Source organism: Lysinibacillus antri, from assembly GCF_003977595.1.
Taxonomy (GTDB): Bacteria; Bacillota; Bacilli; order Bacillales_A; family Planococcaceae; genus Ureibacillus; species Ureibacillus antri.
The window spans coordinates 1-22,372 of the sequence record NZ_RYYR01000030.1 but is presented as its reverse complement, the minus strand read 5'-3'; the positions used below and the strand labels follow the sequence as shown (position 1 = coordinate 22,372).

General features: G+C 35.1%; 24 protein-coding genes. 11 read left to right on the top strand and 13 right to left on the bottom strand.

Annotation, left to right across the window (positions count from 1 at the left end; genetic code table 11):
- Positions 1-4 precede the first annotated feature (4 nt).
- From EK386_RS16540 to EK386_RS16530, 3 genes are all read right to left on the bottom strand, one after another.
- Entirely contained in the window at positions 5-691 is a 687-nt protein-coding gene (locus EK386_RS16540) for a WbqC family protein (RefSeq protein ID WP_126660287.1), read from the bottom strand.
- Positions 692-731: 40 nt separating this feature from the next.
- Positions 732-2,117 carry a glycosyltransferase family 2 protein gene (locus EK386_RS16535; RefSeq protein WP_126660286.1) on the bottom strand — a complete coding sequence of 462 codons (1,386 nt, stop codon included), beginning with the start codon at positions 2,115-2,117 and terminating at the stop codon, positions 732-734.
- Positions 2,118-2,242: 125 nt separating this feature from the next.
- Positions 2,243-2,881, bottom strand: coding sequence for a hypothetical protein (locus EK386_RS16530; RefSeq protein ID WP_126660285.1), 639 nt, complete (start codon positions 2,879-2,881; stop codon positions 2,243-2,245).
- 192 nt (positions 2,882-3,073) lie between these two features.
- Here EK386_RS16530 and EK386_RS16525 point away from each other — a divergent pair, with 192 nt between their 5' ends.
- Positions 3,074-3,517, top strand: coding sequence for a hypothetical protein (locus EK386_RS16525; protein ID WP_126660284.1), 444 nt, complete (start codon positions 3,074-3,076; stop codon positions 3,515-3,517).
- 17 nt (positions 3,518-3,534) lie between these two features.
- Complete coding sequence (locus tag EK386_RS16520) at positions 3,535-4,065, top strand: D-glycero-alpha-D-manno-heptose-1,7-bisphosphate 7-phosphatase (protein WP_126660283.1); 531 nt, start codon at positions 3,535-3,537, stop codon at positions 4,063-4,065.
- A gap of 48 nt (positions 4,066-4,113) precedes the next feature.
- Here the strand turns inward: EK386_RS16520 and EK386_RS16515 are convergent, their stop codons facing one another.
- From EK386_RS16515 to EK386_RS16500, 4 genes are all read right to left on the bottom strand, one after another.
- Positions 4,114-4,332, bottom strand: coding sequence for a hypothetical protein (locus EK386_RS16515; protein ID WP_126660282.1), 219 nt, complete (start codon positions 4,330-4,332; stop codon positions 4,114-4,116).
- Positions 4,333-4,424: 92 nt separating this feature from the next.
- On the bottom strand, positions 4,425-5,237 hold the full coding sequence (locus tag EK386_RS16510) for a uroporphyrinogen-III synthase (protein ID WP_126660281.1): 813 nt from the start codon (positions 5,235-5,237) through the stop codon (positions 4,425-4,427).
- Positions 5,238-5,425: 188 nt separating this feature from the next.
- Positions 5,426-5,878: a hypothetical protein gene (locus EK386_RS16505; RefSeq protein WP_126660280.1), complete on the bottom strand. Its 453-nt coding sequence runs from the start codon at positions 5,876-5,878 to the stop codon at positions 5,426-5,428.
- Between the two features lie 78 nt (positions 5,879-5,956).
- Positions 5,957-7,129 (bottom strand): rhomboid family intramembrane serine protease, encoded by a 1,173-nt coding sequence (locus EK386_RS16500; RefSeq protein WP_126660279.1) that lies wholly within the window; start codon positions 7,127-7,129, stop codon positions 5,957-5,959.
- 211 nt (positions 7,130-7,340) lie between these two features.
- Between EK386_RS16500 and EK386_RS16495 the strand changes: the two genes are divergently transcribed.
- The 3 genes from EK386_RS16495 to EK386_RS16485 all read left to right on the top strand — a co-directional run bounded on the left by EK386_RS16495 (position 7,341) and on the right by EK386_RS16485 (position 11,033).
- Positions 7,341-8,663, top strand: coding sequence for a diguanylate cyclase domain-containing protein (locus tag EK386_RS16495; RefSeq protein ID WP_126660278.1), 1,323 nt, complete (start codon positions 7,341-7,343; stop codon positions 8,661-8,663).
- 83 nt (positions 8,664-8,746) lie between these two features.
- Entirely contained in the window at positions 8,747-10,249 is a 1,503-nt protein-coding gene (locus EK386_RS16490; RefSeq protein ID WP_246027704.1) for an ATP-binding protein, read from the top strand.
- Positions 10,250-10,475: 226 nt separating this feature from the next.
- Positions 10,476-11,033, top strand: a complete 558-nt coding sequence (locus EK386_RS16485; protein WP_126660277.1) for a TetR/AcrR family transcriptional regulator — start codon at positions 10,476-10,478, stop codon at positions 11,031-11,033.
- A gap of 87 nt (positions 11,034-11,120) precedes the next feature.
- Here EK386_RS16485 and EK386_RS16480 read toward each other — a convergent pair whose 3' ends face one another.
- The 3 genes from EK386_RS16480 to EK386_RS16470 are packed head-to-tail and all read right to left on the bottom strand — an operon-like array spanning position 11,121 to position 12,867.
- Entirely contained in the window at positions 11,121-12,257 is a 1,137-nt protein-coding gene (locus EK386_RS16480; RefSeq protein WP_126660276.1) for a zinc-dependent alcohol dehydrogenase, read from the bottom strand.
- A gap of 22 nt (positions 12,258-12,279) precedes the next feature.
- Complete coding sequence (locus tag EK386_RS16475; RefSeq protein ID WP_126660275.1) at positions 12,280-12,642, bottom strand: spore coat protein; 363 nt, start codon at positions 12,640-12,642, stop codon at positions 12,280-12,282.
- Positions 12,643-12,657: 15 nt separating this feature from the next.
- A complete protein-coding gene (locus EK386_RS16470) occupies positions 12,658-12,867 on the bottom strand; it encodes a spore coat protein (RefSeq protein ID WP_126660274.1) in 210 nt (69 codons plus the stop codon).
- A gap of 193 nt (positions 12,868-13,060) precedes the next feature.
- Between EK386_RS16470 and EK386_RS16465 the strand changes: the two genes are divergently transcribed.
- From EK386_RS16465 to EK386_RS16455, 3 genes are all read left to right on the top strand, one after another.
- The gene (locus tag EK386_RS16465) at positions 13,061-13,651 is read left to right on the top strand and encodes a biotin transporter BioY (RefSeq protein ID WP_246027703.1); all 591 of its coding nucleotides are present in this window, start codon (positions 13,061-13,063) and stop codon (positions 13,649-13,651) included.
- Position 13,652: 1 nt separating this feature from the next.
- On the top strand, positions 13,653-14,657 hold the full coding sequence (bioB, locus tag EK386_RS16460; protein WP_126660273.1) for a biotin synthase BioB: 1,005 nt from the start codon (positions 13,653-13,655) through the stop codon (positions 14,655-14,657).
- 181 nt (positions 14,658-14,838) lie between these two features.
- Positions 14,839-16,296 carry a glycosyltransferase family 2 protein gene (locus EK386_RS16455; protein WP_126660272.1) on the top strand — a complete coding sequence of 486 codons (1,458 nt, stop codon included), beginning with the start codon at positions 14,839-14,841 and terminating at the stop codon, positions 16,294-16,296.
- On the opposite strand, the gene EK386_RS16450 is transcribed toward EK386_RS16455, so the two are convergent.
- Both EK386_RS16450 and EK386_RS20340 read right to left on the bottom strand, forming a co-directional pair.
- Positions 16,297-17,691 carry a WD40/YVTN/BNR-like repeat-containing protein gene (locus EK386_RS16450; RefSeq protein ID WP_126660271.1) on the bottom strand — a complete coding sequence of 465 codons (1,395 nt, stop codon included), beginning with the start codon at positions 17,689-17,691 and terminating at the stop codon, positions 16,297-16,299. It lies immediately after the preceding gene.
- 304 nt (positions 17,692-17,995) lie between these two features.
- Positions 17,996-18,400, bottom strand: a complete 405-nt coding sequence (locus EK386_RS20340) for a hypothetical protein (RefSeq protein ID WP_179966052.1) — start codon at positions 18,398-18,400, stop codon at positions 17,996-17,998.
- Between the two features lie 29 nt (positions 18,401-18,429).
- Between EK386_RS20340 and EK386_RS16440 the strand changes: the two genes are divergently transcribed.
- The 3 genes from EK386_RS16440 to EK386_RS16430 all read left to right on the top strand — a co-directional run bounded on the left by EK386_RS16440 (position 18,430) and on the right by EK386_RS16430 (position 20,704).
- Complete coding sequence (locus EK386_RS16440; protein ID WP_126660270.1) at positions 18,430-19,269, top strand: DUF7164 domain-containing protein; 840 nt, start codon at positions 18,430-18,432, stop codon at positions 19,267-19,269.
- Positions 19,270-19,294: 25 nt separating this feature from the next.
- Positions 19,295-20,176 carry a glycosyltransferase gene (locus tag EK386_RS16435; RefSeq protein ID WP_126660269.1) on the top strand — a complete coding sequence of 294 codons (882 nt, stop codon included), beginning with the start codon at positions 19,295-19,297 and terminating at the stop codon, positions 20,174-20,176.
- Positions 20,177-20,254: 78 nt separating this feature from the next.
- Positions 20,255-20,704, top strand: a complete 450-nt coding sequence (locus tag EK386_RS16430) for a TRAP transporter large permease subunit (protein ID WP_439331243.1) — start codon at positions 20,255-20,257, stop codon at positions 20,702-20,704.
- A 203-nt stretch (positions 20,705-20,907) separates the two neighbouring features.
- Here EK386_RS16430 and EK386_RS16425 read toward each other — a convergent pair whose 3' ends face one another.
- A complete protein-coding gene (locus tag EK386_RS16425) occupies positions 20,908-22,086 on the bottom strand; it encodes a GGDEF domain-containing protein (protein ID WP_158674453.1) in 1,179 nt (392 codons plus the stop codon).
- Positions 22,087-22,372 lie beyond the last annotated feature (286 nt).

The following is a 22,372-nucleotide window of genomic DNA, read 5'->3' as shown; positions in this document are numbered from 1 at the left end:
GTCTCTAACCGTTCCGACTACTTCTAATTAGTTCAAGTGTCGAGGGACCGCAATTAAATAGCATATCGATAATCGATAAATTAGGTATAAATTCTCCCCAACGTTGCAAGTAGCGCGGATGATTAAACTGTTGATAAATTAATTCAATTTGGTGTTCCTTAAATAATAGGGGGTCATTATAAATGCGAGCCCCTTCACCTGACAAATAAGTGGTGCCTTTTAGGTGAGAAACAATATTTACATTTCGTGTATTTCGTTGTCCAAAATTGATGTGCAAGCTCGACTCTTTCACTAATTTGGTAGAAATATTTAATAAGGAAACAATATGTTCGATTATAGTAATATTCAAATCTGATAAGTGGGACCATTGTTGCTGAAAAATCTGTTCGAATCCATCTTTGTAAAGAGACCAATAGGGGGATTTTTTATAGTTTGCTTCTATTGCTTTCCAGTGCTGATGTTGCCAATTCGTTTCTTGTGCAATGAGTAATTCGTTAATAGGGTATTCCTTATTTTTAAGTGGTACAGACAAAGTAAGAGGTCCTGAGGGCGTTTTAATCTTGTTTCGATGGACAAACCCACTTTTGGAATGACGCGCTGTATCTAACAAAACGAAACTATCCACTTGATCTAACTTATCGAAAAACCCAATCCAAGGTAAATAGTTTGGTTGATGGATCGCAATTTTCATAGTCAATGCCTTTCATTTGATGTGTTTTCATACTATTGATCTAACTTTTGAATTCATTCGTACCGGTTCGCTTCATTTTATTCCATCCTACTCGGTTTCCTTTCAGTGCTTGAATGATGGATTTCCAAGTAACATAAGCGAGTAAATAGCGGTAGGCAAATCTTTGCACAAATACCCATACAAGCGGTTTCTTACTTTCTTTTTCTAAAAAGAAGGCAATAAATGAATTCATAAAATCTGCGACATAAAAAAGAAGTGTAAAGAGAAAGATCAATCTAGGGCCTGAAAAAATAGAAATAATGAAAAGGATGTCAATGATAGGGGATGTCAGTATTAATAAATAGGAGAAAGCTAAACTCGGAATAGCAAAATACTTTAATGCTTTATTTTTGGACTGTAAGATATTTTTCCGATGTTTCCAGGCAGTTTGAAGTACGCCATATGACCACCGATTTCGTTGCTTTAGAAAATCCTTTACTTTATGCGGGCACTCTTCATAGGACATTGCATCATGTTCATAAACAATTTTATAGCCAGCTTGTAAAATCCGTAATGTTAATTCCGTATCCTCGGCTAACGTATCATGATGATAATAGCCAACTTCCTCAATTACGCTTTTCCGCCAAGCACTATTTGATCCAGGAACAACTGTAATGGCATTTATTTCTTCAAAAGAGCGCTTATCTAAATTGTTCGCCGTTACATATTCGATATGTTGCCAGATCGTCAGTGGATTGATTCGATTACCAATTTTACAATTACCCGAGACGGCAGCGACTTGTGGATCTGAAAAATTTTTTGCAAGATGCGCGATGGTTGTTTTTGTGAACATCGTGTCCGCATCAATTGTAATCACAATTTTTCCTTTTGCTTGTCTAATACCTAAATTCAGGGCAGATGCTTTTCCACCGTTTTCTTTTTGAAGAAGTTTGACTTTGGGATTTCTTTTAAACTTTTGTTGAATGATTGACACCGTTTCATCCGTTGAACCATCATCCACAATAATAATTTCCTTTACTGGATAATTGCTTTGTAGAATGGAATCAATCGTTTTTGTAATAACAACGGCCTCATTATAAACAGGAACAATAACAGAAACAGAGGGACGAAAAGGGAGTAAATACAGCTGGTGAATCTTTTTAAATTGTTGAATGATTTGTTTTCTTCTTTTTTGTCGAAATGCAAAATAAAATAGCACGAACATTCGTACAAAACCAACAATAATCGTAAGAAATAAATATAGAATGTAGCTAGTTAAAATGATTTTATAAGTAGTGACAATCCCTTTGTACAAGAGGGGAGTAGAAATGATTCCGTATAGGTTCAACCAATATAGAATGAAAATGAGTAAAGTAATCAGAAGGAATGAAAGAGAAATAAGCTTAATTCTTTTCCAGCGTAATCCAGTTGGATCATCAAATATCATATCTTTTTCACCTAACCCTTATGAGTATTGTATGCCCTTGTACGAATTTCTTATAGTACAACTAGCTCAAATGAGAGTGGTAAAAAATGAAAAAGGTTCGTCCTTTGTATAGACGAACCTTAAAATTATTTCGTTAATAAATCATACTTTTTAGGGAATGGGACACCTAGTTCTTCAAATTGTACCTTTGCTTCTTCCACGCGCACTTTTATTTTTGTTTTTACTTCTTCATCTAGCTTATCAAAGTGTTCACGCATCGGATGTTTTGGCATTTCGACTCCAAGTTCTTTTAACTGTTTTTTACCCTCTTCTTCCGTAATGGAACCATCTTTCATTTGTTTAAAGATCTCTTTTGCACGGCTTTTCTTTTCTTCATCTAAATTTTCGAAAACCTTACATTCTTTTTCTGGAACATTTACCCCGAGCTTTGTTAATTTTTGATCTGCTTCTTCTTTTGTTAGATTCCCTTTTTCAAGTTCAATCACAATCTCTTTTACTTGTTGTTTCGTCTTTTCGTCTAACTTTTCAAGAAACTCGTGTTTTCCTTTATGGTGTTCGGGTACTTTTAATCCCCATTTCTCTAAATCTGCTTTGAGGGAACTTAGTACTTCATCAACCTGTTGTTTTTTCGTATCATCTAATTTCTCATATTCATCATGGAAATGGTGCTCGTTCGCATAGGATGTAGGAGAGAAACTACCTAACATTCCTAATGTCAGTATAGTCGTGAGGAAATAAAATAAAAGCTTTTTGTTTTGTTTCATAGTACATGCACTCCTTTATATTCATAGTTGCAGATTGAGTATGGAAAGATCAATTTCACCACCCTGTATCTTTTCCTAACTATATCGTTCCCGATTTTTTTAAATTGATAACTTTAGGATTGTTTTGGATTAAATTGACATGTTTCTGGTGAAAATAGGTAGTAGTTTCCATATTTTAGAAGGGGTGATAAAATGGCATTTTTAGCAATGACAATCGTCGTCATGGGGATTGTCGCTACGTTGTTATACTATATTGGCATAAAGGTTTCGTACAGTTACATACTATATACACCATCGATTACTTTAAGTATTGGTGTTTGTCTTTATATAGGAAAACTCTTCACAATAAATTATCCAGTGGAAGGGTTGCCCATTGTGTTTGATATTTTAATATTAAGTATATTGTGTGCCGTTTGGATATTTGCAATCGTAGAAGCGTTCATAATTGATGTGTTTGAGCAAGGAAAAGAAATGAAAGCAGATGCAAAATATTTGTTATCACAAGCATCTTCCTACAATATTCGATGGATGATGGAGAAGATTGCTTCAAATCGAATAGTAGCAAAGTGGATCAAGTCCTTTTTAATTAAATTCCCATTGAAACTAGAGGACAATCGAAACGAGAATAATTGGTAAATTCGAGGTGTGAAAACTTGAAAACAGCAGTCTTTTTAGATCGAGATGGCGTTATAAATGAAGTACTAACGAACCGAGTAAAGTTTGTGAATAAAAAAAGTGATTTATATTTTTTGCCCGGCGTACAAGAGGCAATTAAAAAACTAAACGCTTTTTTTGATTATATTTTTGTCGTGACAAACCAAGGTGGCGTCGGTCTTGGCTTTATGAAAGAAGCTCAACTGGTGAAGATTCATGAACATATGGTGGACGAACTTAAAAAAGAAGGGGCCATCATAGACGATGTTGCGTATTGTGCTCATAAACCGAAAGCAGGGTGCGAATGTCGAAAACCCGGCAGTAAAATGATTGAAGATCTTGCCAAAAAATATGATGTAGACCTTTCAAAATCGTATATGGTAGGGGATACGGATACCGATATCATAGCGGGAAAGAAGGCAGGGACAAAGTGTGTATACCTGGGAGAAAGCGATCAGTTGGCGGACGCCATTTTTCCGGATTTGGCACAGGCTGCGGATTGGATTATTGAAGATTGTCAAAAGGAATAGCACCATACAAAAACACCATTGCGAGTAAAACAATGGTGTTTTTGTGCGTTACCGACGCTTCTTCTTATCCAATGCGCTCACAACGGCTTGTTTTTTAACAACCTCTAACTCAACGAATACATGATATTTGTTCGGCGCTACTTCATTGACAGCCAATATGTTCGCTTTCCGTCCTTTTATTTTGATCTGTGAACCTTGAGCTGGCACTTGATTTAAAAGCTGATTTAACAATAGATTTTTCTTTTCAAAATAGTGAACCGCATACATTCACGCTTCTCTCCTCATCCATAAGTTACTTCATTTTATGTTGAGGGGAGGAATATAGAATGGAAAAAAGATCGTTTGTATGGAAATCGTTATTATACAACGGTTTCTTTATAATATTTGTTTAATGTCATTAACGCGCTGCCCATTCGCTCGTCTTGTGGCATGATGACACGTTTCACACCAGCCTCTGTTAATACTTTGCCTGTTACTTTTCCCACTGATAGAGCGACTACATCCTGTTCAAATGCAGCAAGCAACGCCTCTTTTTGTTGGTGTTGTTCGGCATATTGGAAGAAATATTTCACTTGAGGTGTACTTGTGAAACTAACTGCATCCACTTTCTTTGTAAGCACTTCTTGTAATAATTGTTCCAGCACTTCTGTTTGTGGTGGAATATGTTGATAAGGCAAAATTTCTTGCACTGTGTTGGAACGCTCGATTAACCAGTCTACGAGTTCTGAGTGAGGATCCCCATATAACTGTACGGCAATGTTAAGGTTGGATAAATGCTGCTCCTCTAATTGCCGAATTAATCCTTCGATACTGCCGTCATCATCACGGACAAGAGGCGTTAATCCACGTTTTTTCAATGCATTGGCCGTTTTATAGCCTCGAATAGCAATTTTCACCTGTTGTAATGCCGAAAGTAATGCATCGTCTAATTCGCTATCTTTTGCGATTTCAAACAATTTTTCAAATCCAATCCCTGTTGTGAAAATGGCCCATTGAAACTGCCCATTAATAATTTTATGTATTTCAGGTTCAATCTGTTCGGCATCAAAGAAAACCGTTCCTTGTGCGGGACGATGAACAGCTGAACCTCCTAGTTGCTCGATGATAGCCGTTTGTTCTTCAATTTTTCTGGTGCCAAGTAAAGCGATCTTTTTCTTTTCTAAACCAGCCATTGTCGTACCTCCTATAAATTTGTTAATTCTATTTTAGCAAATCTAGGCAACTATTAGCCAACCGGTGGGAGATATTAGCCAAATAGAGTGAAATATTAGTCAAATAGAGCCTAATATTAGCCAAACTTCCAAATAAAATAAAAAAATCCGCTCATTAAGAGCAGATTTTAGTAAGGAAAGCTCTATCTTCAAATGACAAAATCCACTTCCTTTGAAACCCACAATTCTTGGAGAATGATGCGAATCGTATGCATATGATAATTTGCATGATCTAAAATATCCATGTAAAAATCATTATTTTTCTCCAAGTAACAAGTAGGATTGTTGTTCACATCATAGGAAAACTCAATTGACCTTTTTCCAAAATTGACTAGCTCCGCAACTTGAGGTGACTTCAGGCAATCTAATAAATAGTTTAATTTAAAGAGCTCTAATTCTTTTTGATATTCCTGTTCTTTTGACTTCGTTGGGATGATCTGTAATTCAAAGATTCTTGTTTCCACTTGAGCTAATAACTTCGCAACATATTCTTTCGTTAGTGTTTGGTTTTCCGATAACTTATAAACGACTGGGGCAGCAGGGTAAACATGTTCTTCAAAGGCTAGTTGTAGGAATGTTTCGTAGGCAGCTTTATAATCCATTCATATCACCTCTTGGAAAGATAGTTAATAGATTATATGCTAGAAAATTAGATTCATTAGTTTTTTCTCCTTCTTCTATTATTTACCATATTCATTGTAGTACTTTTCTAACAGGTTATTAAATTTCTCATATTCTGAATTCACTACATTCATTTGATTGATAAATTGCTCATTCATCGTTACACCTTTCAATTCTAGTGTACTTTTGGCCAAATTGGCGGCTTCAATTAAATGCTCATACATGATAAGTAACTGCTGTTGTAGTTCCTTTGTTTCATCCATGTTCTTGTGAGACGAAACAATTTCCATATCCTTTTCTAGTTCAGTTATAAGTTGATTGATTACTTGTATGTGACTAGAAGAATCGGTAGCACTAATCCCATTATTATAACTTTCAACGAGGTTGTTATAATGGGGCACGAGCTTGTTATTATATTGGTCAATCAGCCAGTTAAGTTCGTTATAGATGGAATTGTTCGAAAAAAAGGGTAAAGTGGAACTTCCAGCTACATAATCTCCTAAACCAACTTGTTCCGCTACATCTATAAAGCTTTTATTTGTAAGCGTGTATTGTGGGACGAACAATAAACCAAATAAACCAAGTGTAATAGCAATCGTCTTAAAAATACTCGTAAATGTTCGTTCTTTAACGCTTCTGCCAGTTAGGAAAACCATTCCAAGAAGCATCCCACCAAGAAGCCCCCCTAAATGCCCTGTAATGGAAATTCCGGGAACGATATACGTGACAATGACGTTGATCGCAACCAAACTAATGACCGTTTGTGTAATTGATTTCGTAATTTCTGGATGTTTTTTCACAATTAATGCAATATAAATGCCTAGTAAACCAAATGCTGCACCAGAAGCACCACTCGATAACGCATTGCTTTGAAAAATAAGTGTCACCAAGCTAGCAAAGATGCCTGTTAAGTTAAAAAGTAAAACAAATTTGAACGTCCCATAGATTTTTTCAAGGAAAGGGGCACTAATTAAAATGACGAATACGTTCGATAATAAATGAAACATTCCACCTAAATGTTGATAGGTTGAAGTGAGTAAATAAGGAAATTCAGACCAGTCTTTGTTTCCCGAATATAGGGCGCCAAAGTTTTTAGCAGTCTCGGCATCACTCGGTCCGTTTCCTATAACATAAGTTAACAAATGCAAGACGATCATGAAAAATAGAATGGTTGACGTCGCAGGATTGTTCTGGACAAATTCTTTTATACTGCGTTCTTCAATAGCTTTCATAACTCACCTCGAGTAATAAAATTTAATAAATCGTAACATAAATACAAGATGAATACTTTGTTCCTTCAAGAACTCTATAAGGAAAATACCTTATTCATTAAACTAATATAGTATTTTTGTTCACACGTAGTAGAACTAGGTCTAGTAGAACAATAGAAATGTATATGGTAAAATATAGATAGCACGTTGTAAAGTAGGTGATTGGACATCTATGAAGTTAAACTCATTAGGAAAGTTAGGAAATAAATTACTAAATTCTATTTTTATATCAGCATTATTAATTATCGTCATCGTTATTACATTTACCATTTTTATTCGCGTTTCATTAGATGTTAATATTAAAGGACAGCGATCTTTAGACGATCTCGAAGTATTAACAAATCAACTCTATCAAGCGCTTATAGACCAAGAAACAGGACAACGAGGGTACAGTCTTACGAAGGATGAGTCGTTTCTTGAGCCGTATTATATAGGGGGTCAACAGTTTCACGAAAGTTCCGATGAGTTAATTCAGTTATCTACTCATTTTCCCACTTTACATAAGCAAGCAAAACTATTAGTAGCAGAAGGGCAAGATTGGCATAATCTATACGGAGACCCCTTTGTCGCATTAGCTGAAAAAGGGGAGCTACCAAACTTACTGGTATCCGTTGAAGCAAAACATTTAATCGATGAATTCCGAGTAACTTATAAAGAATTTACAGTGATGATTGATGCAGAGCGAACAATTGTTAGAAACACAATGAAAACGCGCATTAATTCAACTTTATTTGGGTTAGTGTTTTTTATTATATTTATTATATTAATTAACTTACTTGTTAACTTTAGAATATTAAAATCTGTTATAAAACCGATTATCAAATTAAGTAATAATGTGAAGTCATATACAGAACATGATTTTACAAAGGTTGTACCGACATATAACAAACAAGATGAATTGTATGATTTAATTCAAAACGTTGATATTATGCGTACTGAATTGTCATCAAGTATTCAAACATTAGAAGAAAAAGTTAACTTCGATGGGTTAACAGGACTTTATAATAGAAGATATTTTAATGAAACAATGTTAAAAGAATGGGCGATTGCTAAAGAAAAGCATTTCCCGATTTCCATTATTTTATTTGATATTGATTTTTATAAAAATTTTAATGATACATATGGTCACTTAGCAGGAGACGAATGTTTAAAGACGATTGCTACTTGTCTAAAAAACTTTAATGATGAGCCAGTTCGTTTTGTTGCACGATTCGGTGGAGAAGAGTTTGTTGTGTTCCTTCAAGGGCAAGATGAACATCAAGCCATGCAACTAGCAGAAGAAATTCGTAAGGCCGTAGAAAATTTAAAAATTCCCCACAGTAAATCGGAAGTGCATGACTATGTGACGATTAGTATGGGGGTCGCAACAGTCATTCCAACTGATTATATAAAATCAACCAAAATTTTTAACATGGCAGACCAAGCAATGTATGAGTCAAAAAATAATGGTCGAAATCGCGTAACAAAGTACGAAAAAGTTGTAAGTTACCAATGATGAAAAATACACAATGCTGCTTTGTTTTTACAAGGTGGCATTTTCTTATAAAAGGACAAAGAGCGTAAAATAAAGGGGCAACTATGGTGAAAGCAATTAATCTATTATCCTTATTGAGTGCTAGATACGATTTGAGCTATACAAATTTTACAAAGTATATCCAACAATTTGGGATGAATCCGAAAATTCGATTAAGCGAACTAGACGACTTAAAATCGTTGGTAGACGAAATGCAAAAGAATACAAGTAATTATAATATATATAATAACTTTTATTACGGTTTTATGATTAATCGGATTGGAAAAGAATTTGATTTGTTGCGGATTGGTCAAAGTAGTGTCGTGAATATTGAACTAAAGCGTGAGAGCAATGAAGAAAAAATCACCCGGCAACTTTTGCAAAATGACTATTATTTAAAATTTCTAGATAAAGAAGTCCATAACTTTACGTTTGTCTCGTCTACGAAAAAATTATATATGTTAATGGATAACCATGTAATCAAGGAAGTACAAATGGACAGACTCATCGAGCGGCTTGAGGAACAACAACTAATTCATATTGAAGATTTGGATGATGTATTTGACCCATCCAACTATTTAGTTTCACCTTTTAATTCACCGCATAGTTTTATGAAGGATAAATATTTCCTCAGTGCCCAACAAAGTACATATAAGCGTGAAATATTAAATTTAATCCCAACCGATCAAACAAATTTTATTGTCATTGAAGGCGGACCAGGTACAGGGAAATCGCTACTAACTTACGATATAGCAAAAGAATATATGAAGAATTCCAAAAAGGTTCTTATTTTTAACTGTGGTAGGCTCAATAAAGGACATGAACAACTTATTGCCGAGTATAATTGGCCGATTGAGCCGATTAGTAATTTTAACAAAGCAAAACAATTAACCTATGATTTTTCTCAATATGATGTCATTATTTTCGATGAAGCTCAAGCATTATATAAAAATAAATTTATTAAAGTAGTAGAGCTCATTAAAGATTTAAAAATTAAATGTATTTTTTCTTTAGACCCAGACCGAGTGCTAACTAATTTTGAAATGAACAATAATATTCCAAAACTAATCCAAGAAAAATTGAATCCAGTAACTTATGAATTAACGACAATTATTCGCCATAATAAAGAAATTCACTCATTTATTAATAATATGTTCGATCTAGCACGACCTACTGATGTACAAAAATTTCCGAATGTCACATTACAATATTTTTCTTCTAAAACGGCGACAAAAAACTATTTGCAGTATTTGCGCGGTGAAGGGTGGAAAATTATTGATTATAGCCGTTCAAATTATATTGAAAATCCAGATAATGATCATTCAAAAAAAGGCTACAGAAAAGACATCCATGGGATTGAGTTTGACCATGTAGTGGCAGTAATAGATGGATTGTTTTATTACAAAACAAATGGAAAACTTGCCGCAAAAACGGTAGGAAAAAAACTAAATGATCAACCGGTTAAGATGTTATACCAAAATATTATACGAACGAGGAAAAAGCTGCACTTAGTTGTTGTACAAAATACGGAAGTGTTAAATAAATTATTAAAAATACTTAATTCGTAGTAGAAGTGCGAGTATTCTAATGGATTTCGCGAGTATTTCTGTAAAAAGCGCGAGTAAATTGGTCGAATTCGCGAGTATTTACAGATTTTAACAATTGTTGGAGTTTCACTGTTACTAAGCACTTTTCAAATATGTTATAGTAATATGGATATTTAGTCACGGAAGGTTAGAATGGTGCGAGCAATATTCGAATCCAAAACGTAACTGATTGGAGGGTGTATGCTACATGGATACGAAATCGCGAATCATCGAAGTAGCTACAAACCTTTTTCAAAAGAAAGGGTATATTGGTGTAGGTTTAAATGAGATATTAAAGGAATGTAACATTTCAAAAGGATCACTTTATCATCACTTCCCAAATGGAAAAGAAGAATTACTCATTACGTGTCTTCAATCGTTAAATGAAGCCATTACGGAAGATATTGAGGGGATTTATCATCGTTATGCGACAACAAAAGAAGCAACAAACGTGATGGTCGAACAATTAATTGAAAAGTTTGAAAGAGAAGGTACACTAACGGGATACACGTTTAGTAGCATTGTTAGTGAAATGGCAGCTTTGAGTGACCCGGTGAGAGAGGCTTGCGCGGGGTTGTATAAAAAAATGCAAGATATTTATTACCATAAGCTCGTTGCAGATGGTCTTTCAAACGACAAAGCATACGCCTATGCCTTGATGATGACAGCATCTATTGAGGGTGCTATGATGTTATGTTTAACCCAAAATTCAGCAGAACCATTAAAAGTACTATTAAAGATGTTACCGAATCTTATAGAAAAATAATTTTTACATAACAAAAGCAGAGCTGTTTAAATAAACGGTCTCTGCTTTTTGGCGTTAGTAATCCCCGGTGTTCAGGAGGGGGTTCTTCTATGGCTTTAAAATCACCTTTATACAGTCGTCTTGTTTCGTATCAAAGATTTCGTACCCGTGTTTTGCTTTTTCTAAAGGCAGTACATGGGTAACAATATCACTCGGATCCACTTTTCCATCGGCAATTAACTGGTAAATATGGGGCATGTAATGGATGACGGGTGCTTGCCCAGTACGTATGTTCACATTGCGTTGGAAAATATCTCCTAATGGGAAGCCGTTATATCGGGCGCCATAAACACCTGTAATTTGGATCGTACCACCTTTACGAACAGCTTGGCTGGCAATGACTAATGCGCCCATTGCACCACCTTGTAATTTCAGCCCACTTGCGAGAAACTCTAACGGTGTCATCTTACCACTCATACCAACACAGTCAATGACCACATCAGCGCCACCTTTTGTGATTTCTTTTAAATATTCGCCGCAATTTTCATGATCCTCAAAATTGACAATTTCCACATTATTTGTTTTTTTCGCATGTTTTAACCGATAGCCAACATAGTCCACGGCAATAACTCTTTTCGCACCTTTTAACCATGAGAATTTTTGTGCAAGTAAGCCAACAGGACCACAACCGAGAACGACAACTGTATCACCAGCTTTTACGCCAGCATTGTCGACACTCCAATAAGCCGTTGTAGCTGCATCGGCTAGTAAAATTAAACTTTCATCTTTCACTTCACTATTTTCGGGGATTACAAACGGGGTAAAGTTTGCATAAGGTACACGCATATATTCGGCTTGTCCTCCTGGAAATCCACCTGTTGTATCGGAGTACCCAAAATAAGCCCCCATTTCTCCGTTATCGTTGGCATTGTCACATTGGCTTTCTAACTCATGTGTGCAGTACCAACATTGACCACATGCGACATTAAAGGGGATGATAACACGGTCTCCTTTCTTTACCTTCGTAACTTCCTTCCCAACCTCTTCAACAATGCCCATTGGTTCATGGCCGATGACATAATCTTCACCTATGTTTGGAATCATACCGTGAAGTAAATGTAGATCGGAACCACAAATAGCTGTAGACGTTAATCGAATAATAATATCGTCCGCTTTTTTAATTTTTGGGTCTTTTACTTCCTTCACCTGTACGTTTTTGATTCCTTGAAAAGTTACAGCCTTCATTTACATCTCACCTAACTTCCTTTTATTTTTTGGGTGGTGTTGGAAACAATCCTTTACGGTTCATATTTTTTGGAAACAGATCCAATTTTGCGATGCTAATAGCGTTTCCTGCAGATTTTATATCCATTTCCTTTTGATGACTTAATTCATAAGGCTTTAGCCATTCTTTTTTCATCATCAATTCAGATGTTTCGAAATAGAGGTCAAGTAACACATCGAGTTGTGTTCGTAATATTTTTCTTAACGCGGGAGAAGCCGTTTCTGTTAATGCGATTGATAATGTTCGCACCCCTGTTTTGAGTGAAAGTAATAACTCTAAAGCAACTCCGGAGTCCGTAAGTTCAGGCATATTGATCGAATTAATGGGATCTAAATAATCTTCCATGGTCATACCTCCAAATTAATATTCGAGCTCAGATTTTTCATATAGCTTGATCATTGCTTCTAGTGCAGGTGTTGATAGTTTCACATTTTTGTCTAATAACGCTCTTAAATCGTCATCGAACACAACACCTTGACTCAACTTGGATTTTAATAAGCTGGTCGTCATAAAGTTGATGACCTCATGAAATTCCATCGTTTCGTGAAGGGCTAATTTCTTCTCAAACATTAGGGAAACCTCCTTAAACATTCTTTAAAAAGAGTTCCCGTTACAATGGGGAACTATTCAATTAAAAGGAAAGAGTTTCAATAGGACCATTCATTCGGCTTTTGAGTTAACCTAAATTAAAAATAGGTTGACATAAGTGAAGGCAATCTTTTAAGATAACGTTGTAATACAAATTTTTGAAGAGGTGTTAAATTTGGCTACTGAAACGATTCATTCAAAAACGAGATTAAAAACCGTTGAACTCGTGTATTGTGGTATATTTGCAACCTTAATGATGATCGGGGCAAATATTACGTCCTTTGCACCATTTATGGTTGTAGGGGGGGTCCCAATCACATTGCAAGCATTTTTTGCCATTCTAGCAGGGCTAATCTTAGGAAGTAGATTAGGTGCTATATCTATCACGGTTTATATGTTAGTAGGGTTAGCTGGAGCACCGGTATTTGCGAGATTTAGTGGAGGCTTTTCTCAAATTTTAAGTCCAACATTCGGCTTTATTGTGACGTTTATTTTAGTTGCATTTGTTGTTGGGAAAATTGTTGAACATAAATCTTCTAAGCGATGGTATGTAGGTGCGGCGTTAATCGGAACGGCCATTAGTTATATCGCTGGAACAAACTGGATGTATGGCGCTTATATGTTATGGTTTGGGGCACCAGAAGGATTTTCTTATGGAATGGCTTGGGCTTGGATGATGGCACCATTACCGAAAGATTTAATATTAGCAGTATTTGCAGGTGTATTTGGCTATCGACTACAAAACATATTGAAAGTGGGAAAGTAACATGAATTACGAAGCATTAGCAACACAAGTTTTAGAAGGATACGAACTAACGAATGAAGATGCATTAGCGATACTAAATAGTCCTGATGAAGATTTATTACAGCTACTTCACGCAGCCTATAAAATTCGAAAAAATTATTTTGGTAATAAAGTAAAATTAAATATGATTATTAATACAAAATCAGGTCTTTGCCCAGAAAATTGTGGCTACTGTTCTCAGTCGATTGTTTCCAAAGCACCTGTTGAGAAATATGCGATGATGAAACAAGAAGAGATTGTGGCAGGAGCAGAACGTGCGGCATCATTAAATGTTGGAACGTATTGCATCGTGGCGAGTGGTCGCGGTCCAGTAAATAAAGAGATTGATATTGTCGTAGATGCAGTAAAGGAAATTAAAGGGAAACACGAGGATATGACGATTTGCGCATGTCTAGGAATTTTAAAGCCAGAGCAAGCACAACGATTAAAAGAAGCGGGTGTAGATCGCTATAATCACAATATCAATACATCAGCAGATCATCATGAAAAGATTACGACTTCTCATACGTATGCAGATCGTGTCAATACAGTCGAATTAGCGAAACAATCGGGTATTTCACCTTGTTCTGGGGTCATTATTGGCATGCGTGAAACAAAAGAAGATGTAGTGAATATGGCCAAAAGTTTACGCGCACTGGATGCCGATTCGATTCCAGTAAACTTTTTAAATGCCATTGACGGGACACCTTTAGAAGGGACAAAGGAATTAAATCCAAGATATTGTTTAAAAGTGCTAAGTTTATTCCGTTTCGTAAACCCTACAAAAGAAATACGTGTTTCAGGTGGGCGCGAAGTGAATCTTGGTACATTGCAACCACTAAGTTTATATGCAGCGAACTCTATTTTCCTTGGCGATTACTTAACAACAGAAGGACAACCAGGGGAACAAGATAAAAAAATGCTAGAAGACTTAGGATTTGAAATCGATTTAGAACCACTTAAACGGGAACAAGTACAAAGCTGTTAAAAACATGAGAGCATTGTAGATGGTAATTATCTACAATGCTCTTAATATTTCATATCAAAAGTAATTCGACGGTAGTTTATTAAACATAAAAAAATGTTATTTGCCCCTACTTTACTAATCCATTTTCGTATTATAAAGAGAGATAAAAAACTTTATAACGTAATAGAAAGTAGGAATATCGTTGAAACAATCAAACTTATCAGTAATTATTACTGGAAATGGAGAAAATGATTTAGAAAGTATGAAAATACAACTTAGTGAAGCGAATAAGTTGAAAGGTTTAAAAGAAATAATTTTTCTAAGTGAGTGTAATAAGGAAGTTCATAGGTTTGCTATACGTAAAGGAGTTCGGGTCCTTAAGCTTGGTTCTAAAATATTGAACCATAAAAAGCGGGTTATGGGAGCAAAAATAGCAAAGGGTGATGTATTATTATTCTTGGACACTTCTTTAGTAATCAAAGCATCTGAACTGGAATCTATGGTTTCGGTAATACAAAGTAAAAAGGCTGACCTAGCGATTAGTACTTATACTTCATCCCCTAAAGCAGGGATTTTTAATTCTGAGATAGTAGAGCATATTCACAATATTGTAGCTAATCGTAGAGATCTAGAATGTGCCTCACTGTACTATGTTCCATTTGTTATTAGTAAAGAAGCGTTAAAGGATATAGGAATAGAAAGTTTTGCAGTTCCCTCATTAGCGAAATTGATTGCAGTTGACAAAGGATTAAAAATAGAAGTATTTCGCATATCAACCGGAAGTAATAGTAAATTCAACAGTGTAGATATTGATGGCGAGTGTGACATTCTATTAGAAGAAAGTATGCAGTCACTATCTTATTGGTTGAGTAGAACCGATAAAAGAGGTAAATACACTAATTTGGAAAGAAGATTAGACATTTTAAAAGATCAAGAAGGAAAAAATCAATATTTTCATTTAGGAGTAACTGCAATTATTGCTGCTTCAAATGAAGAAGATACAATTGGTCCTGTAATTAGAAATGCTTTTAATGCAGGGGTAAGTCAAGTAGTTGTTGTTGATAACGGTTCAACTGATAATACTGCAAAAATTGCAAAGAAAGCTGGAGCAAAAATAGTGTCCATTCCATATCGGATAGGGCATGACGTAGGAAGAGCAGTCGGTGTGATGTATTATCCTTCTAGTTATTATTTATTTTTAGATGCTGATTTAGTTATTGCATCCGAAAGCCTTAAACCATTTATAACGGCTATCACTAAAAATGGCGTGGACGTAGCTTTAAATAATTTAAGTTCAATGCTAGGGATATACGAAAAGTGGGATGAAGTGACATGGTCGAAATATTTTTTGAATCACGCTTTAAATAGAGATGATTTAGATGTGAATACGCTAACAGCTATACCTAACGCTCTTAGCAATAGAGCAGTAGAAATAATAGGACCTGAGAACCTCGCAATTCCAACAGTAGCGATGGTAAGAGCGATACTGGCTGGATTGAATGTTAAAGCTGTAAAGGAAGTAGATGTAATTAGTAATAATAAAGTAAGAAATGAATATCATCGTACTAAAAAAGGCAATTTAACAGAACAACTTATAATAGGAGATATGTGTCAGGGGTTATACGAGCTGATACTTCATAAATACGGTAGAGTACATTAATTATATTTCTATCCATTTTGGAAGGTCCGCTATCCAAATAAATGTTTCACCATCCCGTTCTTTATCTTTAAAATAGCCGATTAATTTACCAGTGTTAGTTGCCTCAATATAAGTAATGCCAGCAACAGCTCCTCCTGGTTCTTTCGTGTAATCCCATAATACGTAATAATCAAACCCATCCTTTGTTGCAGTTAATAAACCACGTGGGGATTCTGAAGGAAGGTATGCAACATTATCTTTTGTAATAAATCTTCCAGTTGCATCAACTTTAACTCCAATTTTATCTAGGAAATACGCCTCATGGATGTGAAACTTTAAAGCTCCTGCTGATAAACGGGGTGTTGGTTTATCAAGGCGCATATAGCCAAGTCCTTTTGGATCATCTATTCCAAAAATTAAACAATTAGGAAGAACAGCTAAATCGGTGAATTGAACTGGTGACTCACCGATCGACCAAAGACTTTCCCAATCTGCTCCCCAATTATCAGTGAACCATACATTTTGTTTTTCAGGACCGTCTCCACATAATACCCATATTCTACTTTCGAACGGATCTAGTTTAATACCATGAAAATGCCAAGAATCAATAGTAGGTGCTTTAAAAATTGCTTCCCACTTTTCACCGCCATCTCGAGATAGATATACATTGAGTGTTTGTGATGCTTTTCTAGGTTGAATAATATAGGGGGCAAATAAAATGATATCATCATAGATTTCAAGCCCCCAAAAGCTGTTTGCATCCGAGAACGTATCTAAAGTAGTTACTTTTCTTAAATTGCGTTCATCTTTCCCACTTTTCCAAACTTGAAGACCTTTTTTTCCATCAAGATTATTCCCTATAACAAGCAATTCGCCCATTGATAGTTTTTTGATTCGTGTTACATTTCCATCTGTAAAAGGGGTTTGGATTAAATCCCAGGTCACGCCGAGGTCTTGGGATTTATATAAATTTCTTCCCCCATATGCATATACAATGCTATCTGGTGTCACATGTGCGATTTCTTTTCCTGCGGTTGATCTAATTATTGGATTTAGCCTAGCTGGCATTGGTGCGTAACGCTTAGTGCTGCGACGACCTTCATATTGTAAGTGAATATTTGCTGTAAATTTTAATTTAACTGTTAAGTCCTGTTTTTTATAAAAATCTTTTACAAAGCGTATATGTGTTGCGTGTTGAATGTCGGCAAAAAAAATACCAGGAATTATAATATACTCCTGAGGTATACCACCATAAATTGGGCGAACCCACATTGGATTCCATGTTAAACCGCCATCACTAGAATATTCAAAATGAATTATTGGAGAATTCTGATTTGGAAATGTTTGTACATTTAAAATGGCAATGCGATTAGATGTTTCTATCATTTCACCGCTATGCATTTTGATATAGGACACATGTTTTCCCCCCTTTATTTTCTTGAAATCATTGAATTATATGTCCATTACGCACGGAAAATTTACTTAAATTGGAATGCAGTGAAAGTTGTCATGTAGAGTGAGATAGTAAAAACTACTCATAAACAAATACGGAATACCACCATCGTTTATTGTACAAATGGCGATGAAAAAGTTTATCGCGTATATACTGAAATGGTGTTGAATAAAATAATTTGTATATGATTTACAGGAACTGGGGGGAGATTTTGCTGAAACATCTATCTGGTTTGAATGAAAATCAGAAACGAGAAAATTTAAAAATTCAGCCTGTACGTATAACACCCATTACTCCTTTAACAACTAAGCCTCCACTGGTGACAACAACGCCAAAACCACCAGTGACAACAACGCCAAAACCACCAGTGACAACAACACCGAAACCACCAGTAACAACAACGCCAAAACCACCAGTAACAACAACGCCAAAACCACCAGTGACAACAACGCCAAAACCACCAGTGACAACAACGCCGAAACCACCAGTAACAACAACACCGAAACCACCAGTAACAACAACACCAAAACCGCCAAAACCAAAACCAAAACCAAAACCAAAACCAAAACCCCAAAACCAAAACCAAAACCAAAACCAAAACCAAAACCAAAACCAAAACCAAAACCAAAACCAAAACCAAAACCAAAACCAAAACCAAAACCAAAGTAACATAGCAAGTTACTATTGAGGGGGGAGGTACTTTGCGAAGAGCAATTGTAGTATTTGTAGAAGACAAAAGGGATTTAATAGTTCAGTTTATGTGTCTCTATACGTCACTTAAATTTATCAACAATAAAGATACGGATATTGTTGTGTTTGGGACGGAGGAGGCACTTGAAAAAATCCCAGACGATTGTTTAAAATACACATTTGTACCTCCATCAAAACCTGAGGAATTTAATAATTACCCCTATATTAATTCCCTTTGTTGCTTATTAGGTAATGAGGCTGACGTATTAGATAAATATGACTTCATTCTTCGGAGTGATGTAGATACCTTCTTAACGCCTTCATGGAATGAATTTTTTCCTGAAAAATACACAGTCGGTAAGGGGGCATATGTTTTTACAGATGAAGTGAAAGAAAAGATTACTAGTATATCAAATCAACTAAAATTAAATCATCGTGGACTCCATAATTTAGGGTCTACACACTATGGAAAACCAAATCAGATTCGTAGTGTGTGTAAATTAGCAGTGGAAGTTGCAGAACATCTTTTAACGACTGAGTTTAGATATACAGAGGGTGAATGGCCAGGTTGGTACCGTGGTGTGACAACGATGTATAGTTGTGAAATTGCAATGAACCATTTAGTTTCAGATATAAAGGTGGAGGCTGGAAAATTAGATTTTGATAGTACTTCTCAAAATTTTACTACTGGGCATCCACACATACACTGTTGGCATACCGATGAGTTGTTTTCAAAGTTTCAATTTAGCGATGGAAATTATGATCACATTCAGAGGAACCAACTCAAAATAGAATATGTTCGAGATTATTGTTTATATATAGCTTTATTATCAAAAGAAATCGTGTATTAAAATAGGGAAATGAAAGGACTAAAATATGGAATTAAAACCTTATGTTTCAGTAATTATTCCTGCTAAGAATGAGGGGATTTTATTAAAAAATACGGTAGATTCTTTTTTTAGTATAAAAACCACATATACAGTAGAAATTGTCATTGTTGATGATGGTTCAACGGATGACTGCGCGGAATTCATTCATAATTATCCAGAAAAAGATAAAATAAAACTCATTAAAGCAGAAGGATTAGGATCAGCAATGGCAAGAAATCTCGGGGCAGAAAGTGCAAGTGGTGATTTCTTTATTTTTTGTGATGCACATTTAGCTTTTGAGGATTTTTGGGTTGAAAATCTACTTAATCCGATCTTGAGTGGGGAAGCAGATGCAGTAAATCCAGGAATTGCAGATTCTACTAATCCAGACAGTATAGGGTTTGGCTATAGCTGGAATCATAATCTAGAACCTAAGTGGAATGCTGACAAACATAAACCATTTTTTTCACCTCTACTTGCAGGTGGTTGTTTAGCTATATCGAAAAAGGTGTTTTTTGATGTAGATGGTTTTGAAAAAAGTTTTAAGGTGTGGGGAAGAGAAGACGAAGAATTTTCGATAAAATTGTGGTTATTCGGATATCGTTGTATTGTTCTACCTAGTGTTAAAATTCAACATTACTTTAGACCATCTAATCCGCCTTTTAAAATTACATGGGATGACGTAGATTGGAATTTCTTACGTATGGCCTATAGTCATTTTAGTGAGGAACGCATTGTAAAATGTAAAAGTTTAATAAAATATTCTAACCCTACAGAAATAGAAGAAAAATTATTAAAAGGTGATATTTTAGAACAACGAGAGCGTTATAGAAAAAGAAGAAAATTTGATGACAATTGGTTTATGGAAAAGTTTAATATTCCTTTTTAATTTAATCCTGTCAAAATAATTTCAATAGATACTAAAAAATGACTTCGATACTCAGAGAAGTTATTTTTTAATTATGCTATTTCAATCCTGATTGGTGCGGGTTTTTTGGGGAAATTCCTAGCATTAAGCCGTATTCCAATGTATTTAACAAATGTCGTTGGGGGATTAGATGTTTCGCCATATTTAATTTTAGCATTAATCCTTGCTGTTTACTTTATTCTAGGAATGTTCTTAGAAGGTATTGCTATCATGGTGTTAACATTGCCAATAGTTTATCCGTTAATTACACAACTTGGGTTTGATGGTTTATGGTTTGGAATTATTATGATTATGCTAATTAATATCGGGGTTTTAACGCCACCTTTAGGCTTAAGTGTTTATATCATAAGCGGGGTTGTGAAGGATGTGTCGATTGAGAAAATCTTTAAAGGCGTAATACCTTCTATTATAACTATGGCCATTGCAACGATCATTTTAATTATTTTCCCAGAAATTGTTACGTTTTTACCGAACTTTGTAAAAGATTAAAATGTAAATTCAAAAAGTCCCCTTTAATTAATATATTTTCTGCTTGGGTTTTACTACATAGAACTCAAGCCTTTTTTATGCTTTCTTACCGACCTTCTATTATCTATATTAGGATTCCAATATTTATAGTATAAATCGCTATTTAATATATATAAGAATAGAGCTATCCAATTTATGAACAGCTCCATTTATAATAATTTAACCTAAACTGTATTAATTTCATCAAGCTCACCGCAGCAAATACAATTTCGTCCGTTATGTTTTGCTTGATATAGCGCCTTATCACAACTTACATATAAACTTTCGATTTTTGTCTCTTTATCTGGTACAACCGTAATCACACCGACACTGATAGAATATTTTTCAGAAACCCCCGCAATTTCTGCTTTTGAAAGATAGTTCGTAATTTGTTCTACCTTTTCCACGGATTCCTTTTCAGTTAGTTCTGGTAATAGAATCGCAAACTCATCGCCACCGTAACGGCCAAACAAATCTTGCGGTTCAAGAAGTTGTTGGATTCGCTTTGATAGATCTTGCAAAATACGGTCCCCAGCATCATGACCATAGCCGTCATTGAATTTTTTAAAGTGATCGACGTCAAATAAAATATAGGATAATGGCTTATTGTCCTTGGCGCATTTCGAAATGATTTCCTTTGCTTGATCCACAAAAGTTCTTCGGTTTAACGTATGGGTTAAGTCATCGTAATAAGCCATTCGAACAAGCTCCTGATCTGCACGTTCCTTTAATACGAGAATAAATCCTGTATTCCCTAAGATCATGACTAAATACAATGCTAAAAAAGAGAAAGTCTGGATTAATCCGGGTGTAAACAATCCCATTTGTTGATCGGAAGTAAAAGCCGCAATTGCTCTAAGAAGTAAAGAGAAAGAAACAATACAATAGAAGAAGCCCATTATTTTCATTAATAATGTCGATTTTTTATCTCTCATTAAGCGGAAGGCAGGTAATAGGACAAGAACAGTAGTCCCAAGCGATGCACATACAATACGAATGTTTTCATAGTTATAAAATACGAGAATTAAGTGAAAACAGGCAATAAAGAAAATCGTTAAGCCAATATAGACTTTTTTTATCGTCGCATTAAAGTGATTAACTAATTTTAATATGGCAATGGATTCAAGGGCTGAACCAATAAAGAGTAATGTATTGGCAATGGAAATGGTGAAAATATCTGAAATCCCACCTCGAAGTGTTAACAATAACCATGCTACCGCCTGAATACATTTAGCGAGAAAAAATATATTAAATGTAGAATCTCTTGAATGATTGCGCCAATACGCAATAATAAGCGCTACTGTAAACACATGACCAACTACTAAACTAATTAAAATTGTCTTCATATCTAACAATAAATTCATTGAATCACCTATCTTAAGGCAGTACTTTTTTCTTATTATAATCCCATTAAACATAAAAGGAAATAACAATATCCCGTGTTAACTAGTGTATGAATATTGTGTTTTTCGTCATATTGGATTTATACAGTTCTTTAGGCTTAGAAAATAGTTATTTTTACAATAGTTGCATAATAAAACCGCCATTCACAATGTGAACTGCACCCCAATTGTTAGACAAAATCTAATAATTGGAGGTGCAGTTTTTCTATGTCTAAATTTACTTTAGAAGAAAAGTTAGATGCCATTA

Bases quoted from the DNA above. Each gene is read 5' to 3' on its own strand.
- EK386_RS16495 (WP_126660278.1), top strand. From the start codon at position 7,341: ATGAAGTTAAACTCATTAGGAAAGTTAGGAAATAAATTACTAAATTCT.
- EK386_RS16540 (WP_126660287.1), bottom strand. From the start codon at position 691: ATGAAAATTGCGATCCATCAACCAAACTATTTACCTTGGATTGGGTTT.
- EK386_RS16505 (WP_126660280.1), bottom strand. From the start codon at position 5,878: ATGGATTATAAAGCTGCCTACGAAACATTCCTACAACTAGCCTTTGAA.
- EK386_RS16435 (WP_126660269.1), top strand. From the start codon at position 19,295: ATGGAATTAAAACCTTATGTTTCAGTAATTATTCCTGCTAAGAATGAG.
- EK386_RS16490 (WP_246027704.1), top strand. From the start codon at position 8,747: ATGGTGAAAGCAATTAATCTATTATCCTTATTGAGTGCTAGATACGAT.
- EK386_RS16485 (WP_126660277.1), top strand. From the start codon at position 10,476: ATGGATACGAAATCGCGAATCATCGAAGTAGCTACAAACCTTTTTCAA.
- EK386_RS16425 (WP_158674453.1), bottom strand. From the start codon at position 22,086: ATGAATTTATTGTTAGATATGAAGACAATTTTAATTAGTTTAGTAGTT.
- EK386_RS16475 (WP_126660275.1), bottom strand. From the start codon at position 12,642: ATGGAAGATTATTTAGATCCCATTAATTCGATCAATATGCCTGAACTT.
- EK386_RS16530 (WP_126660285.1), bottom strand. From the start codon at position 2,881: ATGAAACAAAACAAAAAGCTTTTATTTTATTTCCTCACGACTATACTG.
- bioB (WP_126660273.1), top strand. From the start codon at position 13,653: ATGAATTACGAAGCATTAGCAACACAAGTTTTAGAAGGATACGAACTA.
- EK386_RS16480 (WP_126660276.1), bottom strand. From the start codon at position 12,257: ATGAAGGCTGTAACTTTTCAAGGAATCAAAAACGTACAGGTGAAGGAA.
- EK386_RS16515 (WP_126660282.1), bottom strand. From the start codon at position 4,332: ATGTATGCGGTTCACTATTTTGAAAAGAAAAATCTATTGTTAAATCAG.
- EK386_RS16535 (WP_126660286.1), bottom strand. From the start codon at position 2,117: ATGATATTTGATGATCCAACTGGATTACGCTGGAAAAGAATTAAGCTT.
- EK386_RS16500 (WP_126660279.1), bottom strand. From the start codon at position 7,129: ATGAAAGCTATTGAAGAACGCAGTATAAAAGAATTTGTCCAGAACAAT.
- EK386_RS16525 (WP_126660284.1), top strand. From the start codon at position 3,074: ATGGCATTTTTAGCAATGACAATCGTCGTCATGGGGATTGTCGCTACG.
- EK386_RS20340 (WP_179966052.1), bottom strand. From the start codon at position 18,400: ATGTTACTTTGGTTTTGGTTTTGGTTTTGGTTTTGGTTTTGGTTTTGG.
- EK386_RS16470 (WP_126660274.1), bottom strand. From the start codon at position 12,867: ATGTTTGAGAAGAAATTAGCCCTTCACGAAACGATGGAATTTCATGAG.
- EK386_RS16510 (WP_126660281.1), bottom strand. From the start codon at position 5,237: ATGGCTGGTTTAGAAAAGAAAAAGATCGCTTTACTTGGCACCAGAAAA.